The organism is Lysobacter sp. Soil_C_59 (genome assembly GCF_057656415.1).
Genome location: NZ_JBDGKK010000001.1, coordinates 1 through 23,294, shown reverse-complemented (window position 1 = coordinate 23,294; position 23,294 = coordinate 1). Strand labels below are relative to the sequence as shown.

General features: G+C 63.7%; 24 protein-coding genes, 1 tRNA gene and 1 pseudogene. 13 read left to right on the top strand and 13 right to left on the bottom strand.

Features of this window, described 5'->3' with window-relative positions:
* Nucleotides 1-97: 97 nt before the first annotated feature.
* The 5 genes from AC3A3Q_RS00130 to rnk form a co-directional block, all read right to left on the bottom strand.
* Nucleotides 98-853 (bottom strand): helix-turn-helix domain-containing protein, encoded by a 756-nt coding sequence (locus AC3A3Q_RS00130; protein ID WP_487584339.1) that lies wholly within the window; start codon nt 851-853, stop codon nt 98-100.
* A 19-nt stretch (nt 854-872) separates the two neighbouring features.
* A complete protein-coding gene (gene hemN, locus AC3A3Q_RS00125; protein ID WP_487584338.1) occupies nt 873-2,273 on the bottom strand; it encodes an oxygen-independent coproporphyrinogen III oxidase in 1,401 nt (466 codons plus the stop codon).
* 44 nt (nt 2,274-2,317) lie between these two features.
* Nucleotides 2,318-2,980 carry a thiopurine S-methyltransferase gene (locus tag AC3A3Q_RS00120; RefSeq protein ID WP_487584337.1) on the bottom strand — a complete coding sequence of 221 codons (663 nt, stop codon included), beginning with the start codon at nt 2,978-2,980 and terminating at the stop codon, nt 2,318-2,320.
* Nucleotides 2,981-2,983: 3 nt separating this feature from the next.
* A complete protein-coding gene (gene parC, locus AC3A3Q_RS00115) occupies nt 2,984-5,227 on the bottom strand; it encodes a DNA topoisomerase IV subunit A (protein ID WP_487584336.1) in 2,244 nt (747 codons plus the stop codon).
* A gap of 140 nt (nt 5,228-5,367) precedes the next feature.
* A complete protein-coding gene (gene rnk, locus AC3A3Q_RS00110; protein WP_487584335.1) occupies nt 5,368-5,784 on the bottom strand; it encodes a nucleoside diphosphate kinase regulator in 417 nt (138 codons plus the stop codon).
* Between the two features lie 284 nt (nt 5,785-6,068).
* Between rnk and AC3A3Q_RS00105 the strand changes: the two genes are divergently transcribed.
* The 8 genes from AC3A3Q_RS00105 (at nt 6,069) to AC3A3Q_RS00070 (ending at nt 10,818) form a co-directional block, all read left to right on the top strand.
* Nucleotides 6,069-6,153, top strand: a tRNA-Leu gene (locus AC3A3Q_RS00105).
* 180 nt (nt 6,154-6,333) lie between these two features.
* Nucleotides 6,334-7,548 carry a tyrosine-type recombinase/integrase gene (locus tag AC3A3Q_RS00100; RefSeq protein ID WP_487584334.1) on the top strand — a complete coding sequence of 405 codons (1,215 nt, stop codon included), beginning with the start codon at nt 6,334-6,336 and terminating at the stop codon, nt 7,546-7,548.
* Nucleotides 7,549-7,660: 112 nt separating this feature from the next.
* Complete coding sequence (locus AC3A3Q_RS00095) at nt 7,661-7,984, top strand: helix-turn-helix transcriptional regulator (protein WP_487584333.1); 324 nt, start codon at nt 7,661-7,663, stop codon at nt 7,982-7,984.
* Nucleotides 7,974-8,492, top strand: a complete 519-nt coding sequence (locus AC3A3Q_RS00090; RefSeq protein ID WP_487584332.1) for a hypothetical protein — start codon at nt 7,974-7,976, stop codon at nt 8,490-8,492. The genes AC3A3Q_RS00095 and AC3A3Q_RS00090 overlap by 11 nt, the downstream gene beginning before the upstream one ends.
* A 198-nt stretch (nt 8,493-8,690) precedes the next feature.
* Nucleotides 8,691-8,888: an HGGxSTG domain-containing protein gene (locus AC3A3Q_RS00085; protein WP_487584331.1), complete on the top strand. Its 198-nt coding sequence runs from the start codon at nt 8,691-8,693 to the stop codon at nt 8,886-8,888.
* Nucleotides 8,889-9,195: 307 nt separating this feature from the next.
* Nucleotides 9,196-9,477 (top strand): hypothetical protein, encoded by a 282-nt coding sequence (locus AC3A3Q_RS00080; RefSeq protein WP_487584330.1) that lies wholly within the window; start codon nt 9,196-9,198, stop codon nt 9,475-9,477.
* 331 nt (nt 9,478-9,808) lie between these two features.
* The gene (locus AC3A3Q_RS00075) at nt 9,809-10,426 is read left to right on the top strand and encodes a tyrosine-type recombinase/integrase (RefSeq protein ID WP_487584329.1); all 618 of its coding nucleotides are present in this window, start codon (nt 9,809-9,811) and stop codon (nt 10,424-10,426) included.
* A 104-nt stretch (nt 10,427-10,530) separates the two neighbouring features.
* On the top strand, nt 10,531-10,818 hold the full coding sequence (locus tag AC3A3Q_RS00070) for a hypothetical protein (protein ID WP_487584328.1): 288 nt from the start codon (nt 10,531-10,533) through the stop codon (nt 10,816-10,818).
* Nucleotides 10,819-10,855: 37 nt separating this feature from the next.
* Here AC3A3Q_RS00070 and AC3A3Q_RS00065 read toward each other — a convergent pair whose 3' ends face one another.
* A complete protein-coding gene (locus AC3A3Q_RS00065; protein WP_487584327.1) occupies nt 10,856-11,698 on the bottom strand; it encodes a cupin domain-containing protein in 843 nt (280 codons plus the stop codon).
* A 114-nt stretch (nt 11,699-11,812) separates the two neighbouring features.
* Here AC3A3Q_RS00065 and AC3A3Q_RS00060 point away from each other — a divergent pair, with 114 nt between their 5' ends.
* Nucleotides 11,813-12,586 carry an alpha/beta fold hydrolase gene (locus tag AC3A3Q_RS00060; protein ID WP_487584326.1) on the top strand — a complete coding sequence of 258 codons (774 nt, stop codon included), beginning with the start codon at nt 11,813-11,815 and terminating at the stop codon, nt 12,584-12,586.
* A gap of 601 nt (nt 12,587-13,187) precedes the next feature.
* Here AC3A3Q_RS00060 and AC3A3Q_RS00055 read toward each other — a convergent pair.
* The 7 genes and pseudogenes from AC3A3Q_RS00055 to AC3A3Q_RS00025 form a co-directional block, all read right to left on the bottom strand.
* Nucleotides 13,188-13,931, bottom strand: a complete 744-nt coding sequence (locus AC3A3Q_RS00055) for a hypothetical protein (RefSeq protein WP_487584325.1) — start codon at nt 13,929-13,931, stop codon at nt 13,188-13,190.
* Nucleotides 13,932-13,972: 41 nt separating this feature from the next.
* The gene (locus AC3A3Q_RS00050; RefSeq protein WP_487584324.1) at nt 13,973-16,072 is read right to left on the bottom strand and encodes an alkyl/aryl-sulfatase; all 2,100 of its coding nucleotides are present in this window, start codon (nt 16,070-16,072) and stop codon (nt 13,973-13,975) included.
* Nucleotides 16,073-16,446: 374 nt separating this feature from the next.
* Nucleotides 16,447-16,797 (bottom strand): hypothetical protein, encoded by a 351-nt coding sequence (locus AC3A3Q_RS00045; RefSeq protein WP_487584323.1) that lies wholly within the window; start codon nt 16,795-16,797, stop codon nt 16,447-16,449.
* 402 nt (nt 16,798-17,199) lie between these two features.
* A complete protein-coding gene (locus AC3A3Q_RS00040; RefSeq protein ID WP_487584322.1) occupies nt 17,200-19,560 on the bottom strand; it encodes a heavy metal translocating P-type ATPase in 2,361 nt (786 codons plus the stop codon).
* An 87-nt stretch (nt 19,561-19,647) separates the two neighbouring features.
* Nucleotides 19,648-19,908: a DUF5676 family membrane protein gene (locus AC3A3Q_RS00035; RefSeq protein WP_487584321.1), complete on the bottom strand. Its 261-nt coding sequence runs from the start codon at nt 19,906-19,908 to the stop codon at nt 19,648-19,650.
* Between the two features lie 236 nt (nt 19,909-20,144).
* A pseudogene (locus AC3A3Q_RS00030) lies at nt 20,145-20,410 on the bottom strand (hypothetical protein); the annotation flags it as partial.
* Nucleotides 20,411-20,418: 8 nt separating this feature from the next.
* The gene (locus AC3A3Q_RS00025) at nt 20,419-20,763 is read right to left on the bottom strand and encodes a metalloregulator ArsR/SmtB family transcription factor (RefSeq protein ID WP_487584320.1); all 345 of its coding nucleotides are present in this window, start codon (nt 20,761-20,763) and stop codon (nt 20,419-20,421) included.
* A 101-nt stretch (nt 20,764-20,864) separates the two neighbouring features.
* Here AC3A3Q_RS00025 and AC3A3Q_RS00020 point away from each other — a divergent pair, with 101 nt between their 5' ends.
* From AC3A3Q_RS00020 to AC3A3Q_RS00005, 4 genes are read left to right on the top strand one after another with little or no spacing between them, the layout of a single operon-like run.
* Nucleotides 20,865-21,722 carry an MBL fold metallo-hydrolase gene (locus tag AC3A3Q_RS00020; RefSeq protein WP_487584319.1) on the top strand — a complete coding sequence of 286 codons (858 nt, stop codon included), beginning with the start codon at nt 20,865-20,867 and terminating at the stop codon, nt 21,720-21,722.
* Nucleotides 21,719-22,138 carry a YeeE/YedE family protein gene (locus tag AC3A3Q_RS00015; protein ID WP_487584318.1) on the top strand — a complete coding sequence of 140 codons (420 nt, stop codon included), beginning with the start codon at nt 21,719-21,721 and terminating at the stop codon, nt 22,136-22,138. The genes AC3A3Q_RS00020 and AC3A3Q_RS00015 overlap by 4 nt, the downstream gene beginning before the upstream one ends.
* 2 nt (nt 22,139-22,140) lie before the next feature.
* Nucleotides 22,141-22,557, top strand: a complete 417-nt coding sequence (locus tag AC3A3Q_RS00010) for a DUF6691 family protein (RefSeq protein WP_487584317.1) — start codon at nt 22,141-22,143, stop codon at nt 22,555-22,557.
* An 11-nt stretch (nt 22,558-22,568) separates the two neighbouring features.
* Complete coding sequence (locus tag AC3A3Q_RS00005) at nt 22,569-23,096, top strand: protein tyrosine phosphatase family protein (RefSeq protein ID WP_487584316.1); 528 nt, start codon at nt 22,569-22,571, stop codon at nt 23,094-23,096.
* Nucleotides 23,097-23,294 lie beyond the last annotated feature (198 nt).

Genomic DNA, 23,294 nt, shown 5'->3' with positions numbered 1-23,294 from the left:
TGCACGGCCTGCCGGCTCCATGACGCAGATCAAGGCGGAGTGGATCGTCCCGGATGGAGCACGAGGCAACTGCGGCCGGGCCGCTGCGCGGTCGCGATCAGTGGCGCAGTATCGTCAGCGCCAGGGCTTCAAGCCGCGGCATGTCGAGGATCTCGACGTCGCGCTGCTTGATGGCCAGCAGACCATCGCGCTCGAAACGGCGCAGCACGCGGCTGACCGTCTCCGGTGCCTGGCGCAGGTAGTTGGCGATTTCCGTGCGCGACATCGTCAGCTGGAAGCGGCGCGGCGAGAACCCGCGCAGGGCCAGGCGTCGTGAGAGCCCGATGAGGAAGGCAGCCATGCGTTCGTCGGCGGAGTGGTCGCCGGCGAACAGCGAGGCCACGCCGATGTCGCGGCTCATCAGCTTGAACAGGTGCTGTTGCAGATTGGGCAGCCGCGTGGCCAGCAGTGCGATTCGCGGGAACGAGAAACGACACAGCATCACCGTGTCCAGGGCGACGGCGTTGCAGGGGTAGCGATCGTCGTGGATGGCGTTGAGGCCGATGACCTCACCTGGCAGGTGGAAGCCCAGCACCTGCTCGCGCCCGTCGGCGTCGGTCATGTAGGTCTTGACGGTGCCGGCGCGCACGGCGGCGATCGCGCCGAAGGGATCGCCTTCGCGGAACACGTGCTCCCCCGCGTGCAGCGGACCGACATGCTCGACCAGCACGTGCAGCTCCGCCAGCGCGCTCTTGTCCATGCCCGACGACAGGCAGGCCTGGGAGAAGGCGCAGGTGGAGCAGAAAGTGAACGAATCGCCGTCGTCGGCCAGGATGCTGGCGTCGGTATGCGGAAACATGACGCCCGAACTCATGCGCAGGCTCCGTCCCGGATCACACGGTCCGCGAGAACTGCCCAGGAGCAGCGTCGGGCTGGCTGGGGAGGTATCGGTCGAAACACGAGGCAAGGATACGCAATAGCAGCCGGCCGCGGGAGGTGGCCCGGATGTGGGTGGCGGACACGTCGACCAGCCCGTCGTGCTGCAGCGGTTGCAGGCGCTGCAGTGCCTGCCCGAAGTAGTCGGCGAAGTCGATCATGTGGCGGCGCTCGACCACGCCGATGTCGATCTCGCCGTGGCACATCAGCTGCTGGATGACGTCGGCCCGGACCAGGTCGTCGGCGTCCAGGCGCATGCCGCGCCAGACCGGCAGGCGGCCTTCGTCGATGGCGTTTTCCCAATTGGGCAGGTCACGCGGGTTCTGGCTGAAGCTGGCGCCGATGTGGCTGATCGCGCTGACCCCGAGGCCGATCAGGTCACTGTCGGCACAGGTGGTATAGCCCATGAAGTTGCGATGCAGGCCGCCGCGCGCCTGGGCCACGGCGAGGTCGTCCTCGGGCAGGGCGAAATGGTCCATGCCGATATAGACATAGCCCGCTTCGCCAAGGCGCTCGATCGCCCGCTGCAGCAATCCGAGCTTGACTGCCGGGGAGGGCAGGTCTTCGCTGCGGATACGCTGCTGCGGACGAAACAGGGAAGGCAGGTGCGCGTAGCTGTAGATCGCCAGGCGATCCGGGCGTGCGGCCAGGGTGATATCGAGGGTGCGCTCGAAACCTTCCGGCGACTGCAACGGCAACCCGTAGATCAGGTCCACGTTGACCGACCGCAGGCCATGCTTGCGGCATGCCTCGATGATCGCCAGCGTTTCCTCCACGCTCTGGATCCGGTTGACCGCCTGTTGCACCACCGGGTCGAAGTCCTGGACGCCGAGGCTGGCGCGGTTGAAGCCGGCTTCGGCGAGGATGCGGATGTCATCGGGAGAAACGAATCGCGGATCGAGCTCGATCGAGCAGTCACGCTCGCCGCTGCGGGCGAACGAGAAGTGGCGGTGGATCACGTCGACGACTTCGGCGATCTGCTCCGGCGCGAGGAAGTTGGGCGTACCACCGCCCAGGTGCAGCTGCGCAACCTCGCGATCGCGGTCGAACAACGTCGACATCATCCCGATCTCGCGGTACAGCCGGGTCAGGTAGGCGTCGCCGCGGGCCTTGTCGCGGGTGATGATGCGGTTGCAGCCGCAGTAGAAGCACGGGCTCGCGCAGAACGGTACGTGCACGTAGATCGACAGCGGGCGCGGAATCGGGTCGCCATTGCTGATGGCCGCCATCTCGCGCAGTTCGCCGGACTGGAAGTCCGTGGAGAACTGGGGAGCGGTCGGATAGGAGGTATAGCGCGGCCCGGGCCGGTCATAGCGGCGCAGCAGATCGGGGTCGAAGGCGGGAGACGGCGTGGCCATGGCAGAAGGCTAGGCCGGGAGCGCGATGACCGCCTTGATCCAGGTCAAAACTGGCGGCGGTCGATCCGATAGACCACGGTATCCAGCGCCGTGACGCCTTCCTCGATGAACTTCGGCTGCTGCGCCAGGATGTCGCGGCGCTCCAGCGTGGCCACGTCCCAGTCGCGCCCGTACAGCTCGCGCACCTCGGCCTCGCGCACGTCGAACGGCGGGCCGTCCTTCTCGTGCTGCGGATACTCCAGGGTGATCAGCAGGCCGCGGCAGCGCTGCGGCAGGCGCGGGTAGAGTTCGTGCACGTAGCGTCGGCGCAGTGGAGCGGGCAGGGCGATCAGGGCGGCACGGTCGTAGACGGCCGCGCAGTCTGCAAGCACGGCCGCGTCCAGTGCGAACGCATCGCCGCAGATCAGTTCGATGCCTTCGGCCACGTAGTGGGCCCCAAAGGGCGACTGGCTGACTTCGGGCTCCAGGCCGTTCTCGGCGAAGAACTCCTCCACGGCGATGCGTGACAGCTCGACGCCGAGCACGCGCAATCCCTGCGAGGCGAACCAGGCCATGTCCAGGCTCTTGCCGGCCAGCGGCACGAACACGCGGCTGCCGGCTTCGATCTGCAACGACGGCCAATGCTTGAGCAGCAGCGGCGTCGGCTTGTCCTGATGGAAGCCGATCTGCTTTTCCGCCCAGCGCTGGTGCCAGAAGTCGGGCTGCATGGCTTATTCGACCGCCAGGCCTTCGACCTTCTGCCAACCGCGCGGCAACAAACCACCGCGCGTGGCGCGTGCACCGACGTAGGCATCGAGGTCCTTGAACGACAGCGACATCGTCCGTGCTCCGGACTTCACCACCAGCGTCGAACCCGGCAGCACCACCGCCACCGCGACCACGCGCTCGGTGCCGAGCTTGGCCTTGGGGATGTCGATCAGCTTGTTGCCCTTGCCCTTGTCGAGCTCGGGCAGTTCGCCCACCGGGAAGGTCAGCAGGTGGCCAACGTTGGTCACCACCGCGATGCGGCCCTGTTCGACGTCGCCGACAAGTGCCGGCTGGATGACCTTGGCGCCCGGGGTCAGCGACAGCATCGCCTTGCCGGCCTTGTTGCGGCCAGTGAGGTTTTCGAAGCGGGTGACGAAGCCGTAGCCGTGGCTGGAGGCGAGCACGAAGCGATGGTCGTTGTCGCCGCTGGCCAGCGCCTGGAACGACGCGCCCGGTGCCGGCGAGAAGCGGCCGGTGAGCGGTTCGCCATTGCCGCGCGCCGAAGGCAGCGAATGCACCACGGTCGAATAGGCACGACCGGTCGAATCCAGGAACGCCACCTGCTGCGTGCTGCGGCTCTTGGTCGCCGCCAGCAGTTCGTCGCCTTCGCGGTAGCTCAGGCCCGATGCGTCGATGTCGTGGCCCTTGGCCGCGCGCACCCAGCCCTTCTCGCTGAGCACGACGGTCATCGGCTCGCTGGCCACCAGTTCGGTTTCCGACAATGCCTGCGCGGCGCCGCGTGCGACCAGCGGCGAACGACGCTCGTCACCGAACTTCTTGGCATCGGCGATCAGTTCATCCTTCACCAGCTTCTTGAGCTTGGCCTTGCTGTCGAGCGTGGCGATGATGCGATCGCGCTCGGCTTCCAGTTCGGCCTCTTCGCCGCGGATCTTCATCTCTTCCAGACGCGCCAGCTGGCGCAGCTTGGTCTCGAGGATGTAGTCGGTCTGCTCGTCGCTGAGCTTGAAGCGCGCCATCAGCACGGGACGCGGCTCGTCCTCGCGACGGATGATGCGGATCACTTCGTCGAGGTTGAGGAAGGCGATCAACAAGCCTTCCAACAGGTGCAGTCGGCGCTCGACCTTTTCGAGGCGATGCTTGAGGCGGCGCGTGACGGTGTCGGTACGGAACGACAGCCACTCGCTCAGGAACGCCTTGAGGTTCTTCACCTGCGGGCGGCCATCGAGGCCGATCACGTTGAAGTTGACCCGGAAGCTCTTCTCCATGTCCGTGGTCGCGAACAGATGGCCCATCAGCTGTTCGGCATCGATCCGGTTGCTGCGCGGCACCAGCACGATGCGGGTCGGGTTGGCGTGGTCGGACTCGTCGCGGATGTCCTCCAGCCACGGCAGCTTCTTGGCACGCATCTGCGTGGCGATCTGCTCGATCACCTTGCCGGGCGAGGCCTGGTACGGCAGCGCGGTGATCACCAGGTTGCTGCCGTCCTTCACGTACACGGCGCGGGCGCGAACGCTGCCCAGGCCGGTCTCGTACATGTTCAGCAGGTCGGCGCGCGGGGTGATGATCTCGGCGGCGGTCGGGTAATCCGGGCCGAGCACGTGCTCGCACAGGTCGCGTGTGGTCGCGTCGGGGTCGTCGAGCAACCGCAGGCAGGCGCTGACGACCTCGTTGAGGTTGTGCGGCGGCACGTCGGTGGCCATGCCCACGGCAATGCCGGTGGTGCCGTTGAGCAGCAGGTGCGGCAGGCGCGCCGGCATCCAGGTCGGCTCTTCCAGCGTGCCGTCGAAGTTCGGCGTCCAGTCGACCGTGCCCTGGCCGAGCTCGCCCAGCAGCACTTCGGCGATGGGGGTGAGCTTGGACTCGGTGTAGCGCATCGCCGCGAACGACTTGGGATCGTCGGTGGAACCGAAGTTGCCCTGGCCCTCGACCAGCGGATAGCGGTACGAGAACGGCTGCGCCATCAGCACCATCGCCTCGTAGCAGGCGCTGTCGCCGTGGGGATGGTATTTACCGATGACGTCACCGACGGTGCGCGCGGACTTCTTCGGCTTGGCCCCGGCATTGAGGCCCAGTTCGCTCATCGAGTAGATGATCCGGCGCTGCACCGGCTTGAGGCCGTCGCCGAGGAAGGGCAGGGCGCGGTCGAGGACCACATACATCGAGTAATCGAGGTAGGCGCGCTCGGCGTACTCGCGCAGCGGGATCTGCTCGAAGCCGTGGAAGGCCGGACGGACGGTTTCGTTCATGGGGAGGGCGATACGAACCTGGAATGAGTCGTTGGGCGGAGTTTAACGTTGCACGATTTAACCGCGCACAGTGGCGCGGCTGTTGGCCCGGTCGCATGTTCTGCCTGCGTCGTCGCAATGCGAGAGACGCAAAGAGGAGGTCAGCGGTGCGCTTCGCCGTTGGCTTCAGGCTGGTTGCGCACGGAAAGCACCTGCAGCCGCGCGGTGCGGCCGCCTGGCAGCGGCCATTCGATCGAGTCACCTACATGCAGGCCGAGCAGGGCGCTGCCGATCGGCGCCAGGATCGAAACCTTGTCCGGGCTGCCATCGGCATCGCGCGGGTAGACCAGGGTCAGCTCGTGCTCTTCGCCGTTGGTCTCGTCGCGGAAGCGCGCGGTCGTGTTCATGGTGATGACGTCATCGGGCATCTGCCCCGGCTCGACGACCTCGGCCCGCTCCAGCTCCGCCTCCAGCGCCGAGGTGTCGATGCCCTCGGCGATCGGCAGCTCGAGCAGGGCCTCGATGCGCTCCACGTCGAGGCGCGACATCAACAGGGGCGGGGGAATGGGGTGGTTCATGGATCGGGCTCCAATAGCAGCGCGGGCGACGCACCGGGTGCGCCGCCCGCCAATTAGTGATGTAAGCGCGACCATAGCCCCGAATCCGGGAGGCGGCAACAGGCGGCTTCCGGCGGATTCATTGAAGGTCCAGCGGCCATGGACATCCGTCATCCCGGCGAACGCCGGGACCCATTTTGCTGTTGCTTGCGCCGGCGCCAAAAAAAATTGCTCACAAGGCGTTGACAAGGTGCCCGCCGCAACGCAACATACGCGGCCTCGCACGGCACAAACCGTTGCAGAGAGCCCAGGTGGCGGAATTGGTAGACGCACTAGTTTCAGGTACTAGCGGGTAAAACCGTGGAGGTTCGAGTCCTCTCCTGGGCACCAACACATAGTTTCGGGTCATCTCACGACGTCCCGAGAATCGACAGAAACCCGCCAGTTTGGCGGGTTTTTTGTTTCTGGGGATCTCAGGTCGTCCCATTGCAGCGCCGCCAAGCTGGGGGCATATTTGGGGGCATCTGGCCGTGGGGGCACATTGGGCCCACTTTGCGACCTTGGAATGCCATGGCGACCGCAACCAACAAGCTCACCGCGCTGTTCATCAAGTCGGCCCGCGCCGGCAAGCACGCCGATGGCCTCGGCTTGTACCTCGAAGTGACCGAGAGCGGTGGCCGATATTGGCGAATGAAGTATCGATTCGCCGGCAAGGAAAAGCGCTTGGCGTTCGGTGTCTATCCAGAGGTCGGCCTCGCTGAGGCGCGCGAGCGACGAGACGAGGCGCGCCGTGTCCTGCGCAACGGCCAAGACCCCTCGGCTGCGCGCGCGGAAGCCAAGGCGGCGGCCAGGCGCGATGCCATGGCCGGGTTCGAGCTCGCGGCTACCGCGTGGCTGGAGCACAAGCGGCCGGGCTGGGCGCCGGAAACCTACCGCAAGGCCAAGTACGTCACGGAGATGTACCTCATTCCAAAGCTGCGCCGGCGTTCGGTCGCCACCTTGACCACTAAGGATGCTGTGGCGGTTTTGGTTGACATAGGCAAGGGGGCCCCAGCACTCGCGGCAAAGGCCCGGCAGTACTTGCAAGGCATCACGCGCTACGCCGAGCAACACGGGTTGCGTGAGGATGGGCGTGTGCTGTCGCTTCGCGGGGCGGTGCCCGCCCATGACAAGGGTCACATCCCGGCAGCTACCAACGTCAAGACGATCACGGCGCTGGTCAAAGCGATCAACGGTTACCCGACGCCGGTGACCCGCGCGGCATTGAGGCTGGCCATGCTGACGGCGATGCGTCCGGGCATCGTGGCCTCCGCGCGCTGGGACGAGATCGACCTGGAGGCGGGGGAGTGGCACGTTGCCGGTCACCGCATGAAAACCCGACACGATCATCTGGTCCCGTTGCCGACCCAGGCGATTGCTGGCCTGCGCGAGATGCAGGCCTACACTGAAGGACGAACCTATGTGTTTCCTCCCTTGGCCCGCCAGAAGACCCCCCACCTGCACCGGGACGCCCTGAGTGCAGCGCTCCGTCGCATGGGCTTCCAAGGGCAGCACGCCACGCACGGGTTCCGCGGGATGCTCCGTACTGTTGCCCGAGAACGCCTCAACGTCGATATCGATGTCTTGGAAGCCCAGCTTGCTCATGCCAAACGTGGGGATGTGCAGAAGGCCTACGACCGCACCACTTTTGGCGACGCCCGGCGCGAGGCGATGCAGGTGTGGGCGAACTATCTGGACAGTTTGTGTGGGAGCGCTGCGCCGAGATCCGTCCAGGCACATCCTTAAACGGCGCAGGTCGTCTCGCAGCACTTGCTCGGGAAACAGATACGAAGTAGATTTCCCATGCTAGGAGCGCTGCGTCCGGTTCGTCCGATCGCCCCCTGATGCCAAGCCCGCCATGAGCGGGCTTTTTTGTGTCGAAAAATCACCCCCCACCCAAGCCGCCGCAAGGCGGCTTTTTTATTGGAGAGCCGGAATGCAGTCGCCTCAACAGTCTAAAGCACGTGGCTCAAAGCAGCGCCTAGTCCGCTTACCCGAGGTGATCGCTCGTACGGGGGTCAGTCGCTCCGAGCTCTACCGCCGCATGGCAGCGGGGACGTTTCCCATGCCGATCAAACTGGGACAGCGTCTTAATGCCTGGCCTGAGTCTTCCGTGGACGAATGGATCGAGGCGCAGATTGCAGCGCGTGTCCAGTTTGGGGGGCTGAGCGATGCATCATAAGGCCCGCAGCCGTGCCAAACACCTAGGCCGCCGCGAATCCGGGACGTTTTCGCGGGTTCCACATGCCGTGCAGGACTCGGCGAACTGGAAGCAGTGTGGTGGTACTGCAATCAAGTTGCTCTGCGACCTGATCAGACAGTACAACGGGCATAACAATGGCGATCTGACCACATGCAGGACGTTCATGGCCAAGCGGGGCTGGACCGTTCCGGAGACATTGCACTTCGCGGCCCTGGAGCTGGAGCACTACGGATTGGTCTTCCGCACAAAGCAGGGCGGTCTAAAGATTGGGCCGAACTTGTACGCGCTGACCTGGATGCCGATCGACGACTGCAGTGGCAAGCTTGATTGTTCGCGCACCAAGGTGCCCACCGGCGAGTGGAAGCACGATCGTCCGCGGTACAAACGCCCGAAGCGCCGTGAGCCCAGTACGAATTCCGTAATGACAGATGCGATTCCCGTACCTCGCGGAGAGGAAAAGGATGCATCGCAGTTACGTATTCCGTAACTGCGGAAACTCATGGGGACAAAGAGGTCAGTACGTGAACCGTACACCTTTTTAGATTCTTACCAAGGGTTGTATAAGCAACCCACACCCCATGTGCCCTCATCTTGTGAAGACTCTACGCACGACCCCACGAGCAACGCGCGTTCCAGTCACTTCGAAACGCTTGCACGTGCGCGCGAACTACTTCGGTGAACAGATATGGCACTCATCAGTAGTTGTTGTGGCGCTAGGACACGCGCCGGAACACCTTGTCGGACGAAACCCATTCCAGGGCGCACGCGATGTCGCTGGCACGGGGGGCGTTCGACGGGCCCCAAAACCCCCGAGGGAAGGGCCAAGGTCGCCCTGAACCTCCCCCGTATCCGAGCGGCCCGAGTCGCCGCGGAAGGCGGTTAGTGTTCTCGGTGCATGTGCTGGGAAGTTGATCGCCATAGGGGTTGTGGATGTTGCGCACACCTGGCTGCCTAAGGCTGTGTCGTGCGAGGGCGTTGCTTGGCATGTCGAAACCTATGCGCGCGCACGCGCGCGAGTGACTTTGGTGAGAACGCGCGGGTCCAGGTGCAAGTGGCACGCTGGGTGCAGCACTGGACCCATTACCCAAGAGGGACGTGCGCGCGTGGCCTTGAGCCGCCCTATGGTTCGTTATTCGATTGAAGCAACTGGCCCGCAATTCACACCCACTCCCGACTCCAGGGGGCTACCTATGTTCGACGCCAAGACGATCAGCGACGCTATCGGACGTGAGGCGTTCGAGGCGATTAGCGCCAGCTCCTTGCCCAAGCTCATGGCGATGACACTGCTGCACATTTGGGTGAGCGGGAGTCAGGCGAAGCTTCGGACAATGGCGCAGGTGGGCGAACTATTGCCCGTCCTCACAAGGCAGCATCGAGCAGCGCTAGATGAGGCGAACGAGACCCGCCTGCAGAACGGCCACTTGACCCTTACTGAATGCCTTCAAAGTGCGGGCCTTCCACTGAAGCTGTAACGAGCGGGATTGCGACTTGCTGGATGTCCGGTTATCGGCCAGGCCGAAATCCGGCGCCAACAATGCCAAGAGGATTCGGAACATAGCGAACCCGCCGGGATACCTGGGGCCGCATCCCGGAGGAAGTTGGGCGACCAGCCTGCGGCGGGTTCAGGGCGCGAGTATACGTTACGTTCTGGCTTGCCATGCACTGGATCCTTGCCCGGGACGTCATGTGCAACGGCAGCCTTCAGGTGTTACATCGACCGGTTGAATCCACAGCCGGAAGCGGCCATCGGGCCGCCCCTCCGCAATAGAAGGCATGTTCGGACCTCCCACTCTGGAGTCCAACATGAAGAACGCTGCTGCTAACCCAGTCCCTTGGAACAAGGGCAAGGTCGTGGGCCGCAAGGCTCCGTTGAAGCTCCGCGATATCTGGGCCATACGGGTACGGCTTCAGCTCCGGCGGGAGTCTCGAGAGCTGGCGCTCTTCAACCTAGCCATCGACTCGAAGCTGAGGGCATGTGACCTGGTCGCCCTTCGGGTGCGGGACGTCAGGCATGGCGTCGCCATCGCGGCGCGAGCAACAGTCGTCCAACGCAAGACTTCTCAACCGGTTTGCTTCGAGATCTCCGACCAAACCCGCCAAGCTGTGGCGGCCTGGCTTGACGGCTTAAGTGTGGCGGGGGATGCGTATCTGTTCCCTAGCCGCCTTCGCCGGTCACTCCACCTATCCACTAGGCAGTACGCGAGGATCGTCCATCGTTGGGTTTCCGAGATCGGCCTCGACAGCAGTGCTTATGGGACCCACTCGCTGCGCCGCACCAAAGCAGCCCTGATCTATCGCCGAACGAAGAACCTACGCGCCGTCCAGCTACTGCTGGGGCACACAAAGCTGGAAAGCACGGTTCGCTACCTCGGAATCGAGGTCGATGACGCCCTTGAGCTAGCGGAGCAGACAGAAGCCTAAGGGAGCAGGGCCAACGGCGCTGCCGGCGCCGTTGGCCTGGCGGACGACTGCTTCCGACCCTAAGCGGACGTTTGTGGTATGGCTTCAACAACTGGGAAAATGGCATGACAACCAGTAGCAACCTGATACCGAAGTTGGGCCTCGGCACCGTCCTCGCATTCTTTGTATACGGCGCTGCATTTGTTCCCAACGACGCGACCGGCGGACCGGTCGAAATGTTCGGGATCGCCGGCGCAGGCCTGATGTATGCGGCGATCGTGCTGACGATCGTTACCGCCTTTGTGTCAGCCCGTCGCGCATTCCGCACTGGCAAGTGGGCGTGGTTCGTAGCCGTCATTCTCATTTGGCCTCTAACCTACCTTTACGCGCTCGCCATTAATCGGACCGGGTAGCGGTTGGGCGGTAAGACCGCTCCTGGCCGATAGCGGACTAGTCAGGCCTGCGCTGCACTTTAGTTCGCCCCTTCCACTCCCTGGGCGTTACCCCCACCTGCGCCTTGAAAGCCCGCGACAGCGCCGACTCGCTGGCATAGCCGGCGTCATCGACCAGTAACTTCAAGGGCTTGCCGCCGCGCAACCCCTTCTGCACCAGCAGGATCCGCCACCGCTGCAGATATTCGCCCGGCGTGCATCCGACCGTGGTGCGGAACGTCTGCGCGAACGAACTGCGCGACATGCCCGCCACCGCCGCCGACGCTTCCAGCGTCCACTCCTCACGCGGCCGTTCGTGCATCGCGGTGATCGTGCGCCGCAGGCGCGGGTGCGCCAAGCCCGCCATCAGGCCGGTCTGCAACTGCTCGCTTTCCATCTGGTGACGCAGTACCTGGATCAGCACCAGTTCGAACAGGCGGCCCAGTACTTCGCGGCGACCGCAGCGCTGTTCGAAGGCTTCCTCAAACAGCAGGTCCAGCAGCAGGCGGGCGCCCGTCAGCTGGTCCAGCGGCAGGCACAGGTAGGCCGGCAGCGCGGACACCAGCGGATTTTCGGTGGCGGATTCGAAGCCCAGGGCCGCGCAGGCCAGGTCGGCGCCTTCCTCGCCTTCCACCACGAAGCGGTGGCCGCAGTGCCGCGGGTACAGCAGCAGGCTAGGCGTATCGATGGTGATCGACTTGCCCACGGAGTGGTGCACGACCACAGTGCCGCGCCTGACCAGGTGCAGCTGGCCCAAGCCGTCTTCTGTCGCCAATTCATGGGTGCCACAGATGGTGCCGGTGTTGCGGACCGTGGCCCGCACCGAGAAATTGCCCAGCAGGGCATCGAGCCTGTCGGTCATGTTTGGACTCCATGGCAAGTTTTCTGGACTTTACAGCACATGACGTGCGGTCGACTCCGGGATAGTGGCCTCACCGGGAACGACCCGGCCCACTCACTCCCAAGGAACTCCGCCATGAACTTCCTCGCCCCGCTGGTCCTTGCCTCCGCCCTCGGCCTGAGCGCCGCCGCCACCGCCGCGACCCCTGCTCCGATCGCCGACACCCGCCCGACCGTAGTCCTGGTGCACGGCGCCTTCGCCGATGGTTCGTCCTGGAACAAGGTCATCCCGCTGCTGCAGGCCCAGGGCCTGAACGCGGTCGCGGTGCAGAACCCGCTGACCTCGCTGGACGACGACGTCGCCGCTGCCAACCGCATCATCAACGCCCAGACCGGTCCGGTCGTGCTGGTCGGCCATTCCTGGGGCGGTGCGGTCATCACCCAGGCCGGCGGCAACGCCAAGGTGAAGTCGCTGGTCTACGTCGCGGCCTTCGCACCGACGCTCGGCGCCCACTCGGCCGCTGACACCACCGGCTTCCCGGCGCCTCCGGGCTTCGCGCACTTCATCGCAGACGCCGACGGTTTCCTCACTCTGCCCGCCGACGCCATCGCCCGCGATTTCGCCCAGGACGTGAGCGCCGCCGAAGCCAACCTGATCCACGCCACTCAGGGGCCGGTGCGCGGTGCGAACTTCGAACAGCCTGTCACCGTGGCCGCGTGGACCGCGAAGCCGTCGTGGTACATCGTCGCCGGCCAGGACCGCATGATCGACCCGGGTGCGCAGCGTGCGCTCGCGAAGAAGATCGGCGCCACGACCACCGAGTTGCCGACTAGCCACGTGCCGATGGTGTCGAGCCCGGAAGCGGTGGCTAAGGTGATCATCGAGGCAGTGCGCGCGACCGCGAAGTAATGTTGCCCAGGATCTGTCGGGGAGTCCGCAAGGGCTTCCCGACGAACTGCGTTGATCGGCCGTTCAAAGGGTTTGTCGGGCCCCGTCAGGTGTTAACGTCCGCTTCCGACCCATAGCGGACACTTCTTCGACGAGGCAACGGTTCGCTTGTTAGCTGGTTTGGGCTCCCATAGGCTTCCGCGCATGAGCAGACATAGTGTCGTCATCGCCATAGTGCTTTTCACCTGTCTCGGGTGCACCCCCGACGTCAAGCTCCGGGATGGAGTTACGCGACTCTCGTCGGAGGCGCGAGACGAGTGCGCTGCACAAGGTGGCAAGGTCGAGCGGATACTTATCGGTGCTGAGGGATGTGTCCGCCCCACCACAGATGGCGACGAGGTCTGCACGGACAATTCGCAGTGCCAAGGTGCTTGCGTCGCCCCGTTTGCGGCTCAGCGAGGGACCGTTGTTACTGGTGCTTGCGCCAACGACATTGGCCGCATGGGTTGCCTCAACGTCGTGACTCAGGGCCAGGCCAGTGGTGAGGCATGCTTTGACTGAATGACCGCTCCTGGCCGTTAGTGGACGTTGGGGCTACCTGGGTTGTGTGGGCGCGCGCGTTTCAGAAGGTAAAAGCGACGCCGACGCCTGGCCCGTGCTGCATCAGCTCGTAGTGCTGGAAGTTTGGGCCTGCGCCGTCGCTGTAGTCGTAAGAGAGCACCCGGTAGCCGAGATACCAGTCGAAACTGTCGTTCACTTTGCGCCGGACCGTGGTCGCAACATGCCAGGTCAGGTCGGAACCTCCTCCGCCAATATCGCCACGCAGGTTGTAGGTCCACTTCTCGCCGATGGGGAACGATACGCGCAGGCCGACGAGCGCATCGGTCCAGCTCGCGCTTCTGCCGGGCCGGGCCGTCAACTGCCGGACGCGGATGGTGAGGTCCGCATCAAGGTCGAAGTAGGCGGCCGACAGCAGCACCTCGGCGTACGGTGCGAACCTGTAGCCACCGGTGGCCATCACGGTGAGCTGGTCGAGCTTGAGGCTTCCGCCAACGGCTCCCCGGGGGGCCGACGCGCTCCATCCAAGGTCCATATAGGTGACGTCCGCGGTGAGGGACCAGGTGTCGTTCTTCACCTCGTAAGCAACCATGCCCCCCATCCGCAACGCATCGAGGACATCGGAACTGCTCAAGTCGACGCTGAGCGGCGGCAGGTTCGCACCGATCTGCGCGTCACCCTCGATCGCCGCGCCGATGCCGTAGATATAGACGGTCTGCGCCCAGTCGTCGGACGACTCGGCGGACCTGGTTTCCGCCATGCACAGGACGATGGCGAACATGCAGAAAGGCAGGGAGAGTCGCTTCATGGGCTACCTCGTCGCCTAATGGGTGAGCGGGCGTGGTGATCTCAGTCGGCCATTGTCGTACCCGGCTGGATAACCATCTGGAAAGGCTTGGTGGCCGCGGGCGCGGGCTGTGCATTGCGTGTGCCGGGGAAGACGGCGAAATCGGGCGTGAACTGCACCATCAAACCCCGCAACTGATCGATCGGCTTGCGATCGCCGTGGAACTGCGCGCGACCCTCTTTGCGCAGGTCCTCGAAGCTCTTGACCCCCATCATCAGGTCGTTGAGGTCCGATCGGTTGACGGTTATCGTCAGGTCCGCGTCCGGACTTGTGAAGCCCTTGATGTTGGTCAAGGTGGCATTGTTCATCTCGATCACGAACTTCTCGCCGTTGTCCGGCGTGACCAGGTTGATGGTGAAGCGCATGCCGTCCGCCTTCCGGCTGTCCATGCTGATGCCCAGGAAATCCAGCCATTGCTCGGTCGCCATGGCGCGAATGACGTCGGGGCTGGAGGAGGCTGGTGCGACGCCTGCGGGGATTCCGCTGCGAAGTTCGTAGGCCATGTTCAGGTAGCTGTTGCGGATGCTCGGCGATTCGCGTTGGTAGCCAATCTGCTCAAAGGCGTCGGCAAGGAGGTTGCGCGCTGGCTGGTTCTCCGGCTCGGCAAAAACCACGCGATTAAGCAGTTCCCCCGTCTCCAGATACTTTCCTTGCTCCATCAGTTCCCGCCCCTTGGTGATGATCCTGTCTGACCCGCCCATCATCTCCACGTAGAGGCGGGCTATGACGGGCTGCGGGAGAGGTTCCAGGTTCACGGGATTGCCGTCGTAATAGCCGATGAAGCGGTTGATGATCGCTCGGCTGTTATTGGTCTCCGCCCCGTGGTAGCTCCGCGCCGCCCATTGCCTCTGCAGGCTCGGCGGCGAGCGGTAAATGTTGTGGATCTCGTTGATCGTTACGCCCTGATTGGCCAGGTGCAGAACCTGATTATTCATGTTCGCGTAAAGATCACGCTGCGCGCGAAGAACCTCCATCACGCGCTTGTTTCCCCAACGAGGCCAGCTGTGCGAAGCGAAGAGCACTTCGACTTGCGGAAAATTGTAGATGGTCGCATTGATCTGCTTTGACCAGTTGAGCGCGTTGCGCACAGGCGCGCCGCGGAGCGTATATATGTTATGGATCGTGGCAGTCACGTTCTCGCCAGCCCAGAGCGCCTTCCATTCTGGAAACCATGTGTGCATCTGCACAGGTGCCTCTGTGTCCGGCACGTTCTGAAAGACCATCCGGATACCGTCGATGGTAAGTTCTTCGAAATCCCGGGTAATACTCACGTTAGGTGCGATCAGGCCGACGCTTCCGGACGCCACGTTCTTTCCGATCGACTGGTCGACGTGGCCAAACGGGCTGCGCTTCAACAGGATGCCGTACTGTATTCGGCTCCTGCGTGTCATTGCGTTTCCCGCGAAAACGTTCTCTGAGATCGCTTCGTGCAGGAAATTCTCTGGAGCGATGACCTTGACCTTGCCCGATCTCGCGTCAGCCTCGCTGATCACGCCATGCACTCCACCGAAGTGATCGACGTGCGAGTGGGAATACACCACTGCGACGACGGGGCGCTCACCAAGCTCCTTGTTGATGAATTGCAGCGCGGCGCGCGAAGTCTCGGCAGCCGTTGCCGGGTCAAACACAATCCACCCGGTACTGCCCTTGATGAAAGTGACGTTGGCGAGATCAAATCCCCTGACCTGGTAGATGCGGTCGGGCAGGACTTCATACAGGCCATAGGCCATGTTGAGTATCGCTTGGCGCTGCAGCGACGGATGGATGCTGTCGAAGTCATCGTCCTGCAGCAGGAAACTGTAGCTCTCCATGTCCCAGGCGACGTTTCCTGCGTTGGCCATGATCTGCTTGAAAGGCGGAACGGCGAGCAGTCCGCGCTTGTTCTCTTCGAAGTCGCGCACGTCGTCGAACGGCAAGGCCTTCTTCGCGCCGTTCCTAAGCTCCACGGTAAATCGCGACGGCGGCTTGCCTTCGGGATGAAAGTGCGTCGCGGTGCTAGCGGTTCGCGAGTCGGCGCCGTCGAAGGCCGATGCGCGTTGGGCCCATGCCGGAGGCGCCGTGATGGCGAGCGTAATAAAAAAAAGACCGAGGAGAGCGTTCATCTCTAGCTCCTTGTCGGATTGCTCTCTGCCGCTGCCGCAGACGCCGCCCCAATTCACGATTGTGATACGTGTGTGATGGCGTTGATGCATGTCGGCGGACGGATTTGGATGGTGTCACTACAGGTCCCCACTGACAACCGCTCCGCGACGTCAAAACGAAAATAATCCAAGACGTCGAGGTCGCGACGCTTCGGGTATCCAGCAGCAGGTTGGGGGCTTCGCTTCGGCAATGCCGGCGATGAATGGTCGCGTTTTGCGTGACGCCGGTTCGCAGCGCGTTCGGAGTCTGGGATTTCGGGCGATTGGCAAGGCAGTACTGGCAGGCGGAGCGCGTCGGGTGACTGCGCACCCAATCGCTCCCGGCAGTAGCGGCGTCACCTGAAAAGCAGGATCAGGTGCGCAACTCGCCAGAACACAACGACGTAGGTGACTATAAGCAGGCTGTGCCACAGGCGTGGCAGCCTCGCCTTTGATAAACGATGCATCCCGTCGGACAGGTTGAGCAGCACCAGCGCAGCACCCACCGCAGCGACAACATACCCGGTGGAACGAAAGTACAGGGGGCCGATGTCACGGGGATCGTGCTCAATCGCCTCCAGGCCCGCCGCGAGCACAAACATCGCCACAACCAGGTTGCGTGCGTGCTCGAAGATCAGTCGGGACACGCCCGCCTCGAAGAGTGCGTATCGGATGCGACTAAGCAAATCAGGTTGGTGAAGTGCCATGCCTCAGACTCCGCCGCTATAAGTGGTGCAATTCTGTAGGTTGCCCTGAAGGGGGTCCGCAACAGTATATGCATCTGCGCCGGTCCGGACCTCCGCCTTCCCCCAATGCCCGCTTCTGGCCGTAAGCGGACGTTGGGGCAGGGCGGAGGCCAGGACCGGTGCTAAGGTCCGCTTTCGACCCAAAGCTGACATTCACCGGTGTGATGATCTGCAGTCCATATAACCTCGAATCAAGTTGCGACTCTTCCGCGGCCACTTGGAGTTTTGTCCAAAGATTCCGCTGCTGCGAAAGACCTGCGCAAGAGCGAGATCTCGCGCGTTTGAAAGCAACCTTCGCGCCAACTTCGCATACGCCGCCCCAGGGGTTTGGAAGCCGGGGCGACATTACGCGGCGAGGCTCGATTAAGGTGGCGGATAAGCAATGGGAGGGGCCAGCGGCACTTTAGCCAGGCGCAAGGCGTTGGCGACCACGGACACCGAACTAAGGCTCATCGCCAGCGCGGCGATCATCGGGCTCAGCAGCAAGCCGAACACGGGGTACAAGACGCCGGCGGCGACCGGCACACCGATGGCGTTATAGAGAAAAGCGAACGCGAGGTTCTGCTTCATGTTGCGCACCGTGGCAGTGGAGATCGCGCGCGCCTGCATGATTCGCCGCAAGTCACCCTTGACTAGCGTGACCTGCGCGCTCGACATGGCCACGTCGGTTCCGGTGCCCATCGCAATGCCGACGTCCGCTGCGGCCAGCGCCGGTGCATCGTTGATGCCGTCGCCCGCCATCGCCACGTGGCGCCCTTCGGCCTTGAGGCGCTGAACCAGGTCGACTTTGTCCTTGGGCCGGATCTCGCCGTGCACCTCGTCAATGGCCAGTTCCCGGGCAACTGCATTAGCGGTGGTGACGCCGTCGCCAGTTGCCATGACGATGCGCAGCCCAGAGTCCTGTAGGGACCTAATCGCGACTGCGGTCGATCCCTTGATAGGGTCGGCAACGGCGAGCAGCCCGGCAAGCATGCCGTCCGCCGCGAGGAACATGACGCTCGCCCCTTCCTGGCGCAGGGATTCGGCCTCCGCAGACAAGGGCGACGGATCGACGCCGACTTCATGCATCAGTTCGGTATTGCCAATCGCCAGCGTGTGAGTGCCGACTTTGCCCCGGACGCCGATACCAGTGGATGACTCGAAGCCATCGGCAATGTTCAACGTCAGCTGTCGGCGACGTGCTTCGGCCACGATCGCGTCCGCCAGCGGGTGTTCGCTGCCTTGGTCGAGACTCGCAGCCAGGCGCAGCACGTCGTTCTCACTGAATCCCATCGCTGGAATAGCGGTTCGGAACGCCGGGCGGCCTTCGGTGAGTGTGCCGGTCTTGTCGACGATCAGGGTATCGATCTTGCGGAGATTCTCGATCGCCTCGGCATCACGGAACAGCACGCCATGCTGCGCTGCGCGGCCGGTGGCCACCATAATCGACATCGGTGTCGCCAAGCCCAGCGCGCACGGGCACGCAATGATCAGCACAGACACCGCATTGAGCACCGCATAGGTCCACGACGGTGCTGGTCCGAACAGGCCCCAGCCGAAGAACGTCAGCACCGCCACGCTCAGCACCGCTAGCACGAACCAGAACGCGACCTTGTCCGCCATACGCTGCATCGGTGCACGCGACCGTTGCGCCTGGGCAACCAACTGCACGATCTGGGCAAGCACGGATTCAGAGCCTATTCTTTCCGCGCGGATCACCAAGCTGCCGGTGCCATTGAGCGTTGCGCCGATCACCGACGAACCCACGGTCTTTAAGATCGGCATGGGTTCGCCGGTCAGCATTGACTCGTCGATACTGGAGTGGCCGTCAATCACCTGGCCATCCACTGGCACTTTTTCCCCAGGGCGCACTCGCAGGCGGTCGCCAACGTGCACGTGACTCAGTTCGATGTCTTCCTCGCTGCCGTCGTCGCGTTGGCGGCGCGCCGTCTTCGGGGCCAGACCAAGTATCGCGATTATCGCGGCCGACGTCCTCGAGCGTGCCCGCAACTCGAGCAATTGACCAAGCAATGTCAGCGAGACGATCACGGCGGCGGCTTCGAAGTACACACCGACGCGGCCATGCGAACGGAATGAGGCCGGGAACAAGTCCGGTGTGAGTGTCGCCACGACGCTGTAGCCATATGCGGCGGCCACGCCGATGCCGATGAGCGTCCACATGTTGGGGGTCTTGTTGTGGATTGACCACACGCAACGAACGAAGAACGGCCAGGCGGCCCACAGCACCACTGGTGCGGTCAGGACCAGCTCGATCATGGTACGCGTTCCGGCCGGCAGCCATGCGAAGCGGTGACCGATCATAGCCAGCGTCAGGACGATTATCGTTAGCGGCAACGTCCGCCAGAACCGCATACGGACGTCTTCCAGTTCCGGATTGACCTCTACCTCGACTGGCAGCAGCGGCTCCAGCACCATGCCGCAGATCGGACAGGCACCGGGCGCGTCGCGGATGATTTCGGGATGCATCGGACACGTGTAGCGGGTGGCTGGTCCTGCAGCTAGCGTGGACGATGACGGGGCCAGGGCAACCTGTGCGTGGGCAGCATGGAACGCGGCGGGATCGGCAATGAACTTCTGCTGGCAATGCGCCGAGCAGAAAAGAAACACAAACCCAGCGTGCTCGGTTCGAAACTGCGGGTTCGCCAGATCGACGCGCATGCCGCAGACCGGATCGATGGCGGTTGCCTCGGATGGCGCGTGTCCGTATGCGGTTGGATGCGACATGCGAATCGGCCTCGTGGTTCCGGGCGCAGATGTGGCCCGAAGGCTAGCAATCGCCCGGCCGACGGTCGGGCGCGGTCGTTTTGCCGTTCAGCGGGCGAAACGACGGGACAACCACGCGAAGAATGTCCCGGCTGCCAATGCCCAGCCACACAGAATGAGGAGCGCGGTGACGAATCCTGACCAGGCAAGTGGCTCGGGCTGGACCAGTGCGGTGAAGTCCATTCCGTGGAACAGGCTGTTCATGAAGGTTAGGAACGATCCGGGCGCCAACACCCAGATGAGGGTGCACAAGGCGTAGAAGACGCCGACCGTGATGGCGAAGGCGATGCCGATTCGGATGGGGGCCATGGTGCTCCTCGCTTGCGTTCTCTAGCGAACCCAAGGCGAATGCTGGCATGTATTCGCAACGACTTCGCTGTGACTGATATGCCGATCTGTTCGATTCCTTGAATTCAGCCTACTCCGGTGCCACGCCTTGACCTTGATCTGGATCAGACAGTCAGATAGGCGGAATGCAGTCGTTGGCGGCGACAACCAGGAGGAGAGTCGAGAAGAAAGCAGTTTGCCGGGCGCTAATAACCGCTTCTGGCCGTAGCCACCGCCGGATCGCCCTCGCGCCCACGCGAGCGGACCATAAGGCCCACGACGACCAGCATCAGCAGCGCGAACAGTGCAAGCAGCTTCTGCCCGTCCACGTGACGGCGAGCGCGCTCGTCCCGATCACCTGCGGGTCGTCCACACCGACGAGGTAGATCATCAGCGGAACGGCAAGGATCGATCTGCCGCCGCCTACGAGGCCGAGCGTGAATCCGACCGCGCCGCCCGCCAGTGCGCCAAGAAGGAATTGCAGCGTGGTCGTCAGCCGGCCTTCTGGGTGCCGCAGTAGGCGGCGTACAGGGCATCGAGCACGCTCGCGGCGGGACCCTCGGCCATTGAATAGAAGATCGTCTGCGATTCGCGCCGCGTGTTCACGAGCGCCATCTCTCGCAACACTGACAGGTGTTGCGAGAGTGCGGACATGCTCAGTCCGGTGATCGGCTGGAGCTCGCCCACCGAGCGCTCCCCTTCGACCAACTGGCAGAGCACCAGCAGGCGGGCCGGATGGGCCAGGGCCTTCAACAGTTCGGCGGCCGCGCCGGCATGGCTTGCCATTTCCTGGACGGGCGGCAGGGCCCGGGCGAGCTTCTTCGATGAACGGGTCATGGGCAGGTACTTTAGGGATTGCTTGACAAGGATATGCTACAACCATACTTTAGTGGTAGCTAAAGTTATGCGCAACGGGCAATTCCATGAATCCGCAAGTGATGAACTTCTACGATCCGGCAACGTTCACCTTTACCCACGTGGTGTACGACCGCGAGGGCGGACACGCCGCCATTATCGATCCGGTGCTCGACTACGACCCGGCCAGCGCCCGCACCTCGACCGGATCAGCCGATCGCGTGCTGAATTTCGTGCGGACTCAGCGCCTGAAAGTGGACTGGATCCTTGAGACGCATGCCCATGCGGATCACCTGACGGCAGCCGCCTACCTCAAGCGCGAAACCCAGGCAAAAGTCGCGATCGGCCGTGGCATCACGCAGGTCCAGGCGCGCTTCAAGGCGCTGTTCGACATGGAGCCGGCGTTCGCCACGGACGGCAGCCAGTTTGACCGGCTGTTCGCCGATGACGACTCGTTTGCTATCGGAGAGCTTGACGCGCGTGTCATCGCCACCCCGGGGCACACCGACGACAGTCTCACCTACGTGATCGGCGATGCCGCCTTCGTCGGCGACACGATATTTGCGCCAGAAACCGGCACTGCGCGCGCGGACTTCCCCGGTGGTGATGCGCGAAAGCTGTATCGCTCGATCCGCAAGCTGTTCGACCTGCCCGCGACTACCCGCCTATTCCTTTGTCACGACTACCCGTCGGCCGAACGCGCGGCGCGCGCGCAGAGCTCGATTGAGGATCAGCGACAGCGCAACGTCCATGTAGGAGGAAACGCCGATGAGCAGACGTTTGTAAAGGTGCGCACCGAGCGGGACGTGAACCTGGCAGTCCCGAAACTGGTCCTGCCGGCGCTGCAGGTGAACATCCGCGCGGGCGAGCTGCCGCCGCCCGATGCCAATGGCATCCGCTACCTGCGGCTGCCACTTAATCAGATCGGAGGTGGAAAGTGACGCTGACGTGGCTGACTGCCCTGACAGGCGGGGTGCTGATCGGCCTGTCGGCGACATTGCTGCTCTGGCTCAACGGCCGGGTAGCCGGGGTCAGCGGCATTCTCAACGGCGCGGTGTTTCAGAAGCCCGGTGACTTGTCCTGGCGCGTGGCGTTCCTCGTGGGGCTCATCGCTGCGGGCGGCCTGTACATGGCAGTCGTGCCGGGCGCGCCAATGCCTCGCACCGACTTCTCGCGCGCCGGCCTGATCGTCGCCGGCCTGCTGGTCGGCTTCGGCACACGCATGGGCAACGGCTGCACGAGTGGCCACGGGGTGTGCGGTCTTGGCCGGCTTTCCATGCGCTCGCTGGCGGCCGTGGTGACCTTCATGGCCACCGCGATTGCCACCACGTATGTCCTTCGCCATCTGTGGAGTTGACCATGAAGAAGTTCTCGCTTGCCGCACTCGTGTCGGGTGCGCTGTTCGGGCTGGGCCTTGCGATGGCAGGCATGACGGATCCGCGCCGCGCCCTCGGGTTTCTCGATGTCTTCGGCGCCTTCGATCCCACCCTGATGTTCGTGCTTGGCGGCGCGGTCGCCACGACCACCCTGCTATTTCGCTTCGTGCTCCGCCGCGGCAGCCCGGTGCTTGCCCACACCTTCCAACTGTCGAACCTGAAGCTCATCGATCGCCGACTTCTGGGCGGCGCGGCGCTGTTCGGCGTTGGCTGGGGTATCGCCGGCTATTGCCCTGGGCCTGCGCTCGCGGGTCTGGGGATCGTTTCTGTCGAAGCGCTTTGGTTTATTCCCGCGATGCTCGCCGGCGTTCTCCTCCACCGCCTGATCAACCGCGCCTGAGGTCCTCCGCTATGAAGCCACTTTCCATCCTCGCCCTCACTGCCGCATTTTCGGCGACGGGTTGCGCGACATGGTCGGTCGCGACCCAACTGCCGGCGGTCGCCAACGCGGTGTCGCCGGAGCCAGGCGTCGTGTCGGCCGGTCGGCTCGCGCCCGTGGACATCGGGCGCGTGCACGAGGCTGGCATCCGCCATGTCATCGACCTGACGCCAAATGCGGAAACACCGGACTTCGACGAGGCGGCCGCCGTGCGAACTGCCGGGCTCGCATACTCGAACCTGCCCCTGGGCGGTCCGGCTGACCTCACGCATAAGAACATGCAGGCGTTCGACGCGATGCTTCGTGAGGCGAAGCGGCCGGTGCTGGTGCACTGTGCGAGCGGCAATCGCGTCGGCGCGATCGTGGCGCTGCGGGCGGCGTGGATGGAAGGACGTTCGACCGAAGACGCGATCGCGATCGGCAAGATGTGGGGCCTGAAGGGGCTTGAAGGCGAGGTCCGGCGGCGGATCGAGGCCGGGTTGGACCAGACTGGACGGTAGGAGACCGAAATGCGACCGCAGTCGCGTCGGTCAATGCTGACTGGTAATTAGCCGCGCCATGGCACGGGACCGAAGCAGGCAGGACAACGTTAGTTCGAGCGCCGATGTCTGCTATTGGCCGATAGCAATGGGATGGACTCCTCCTCACCTTGGCACCCGGTGGGTGCCAGACTGAATTTGCGAGACAGTCGCGGCGAG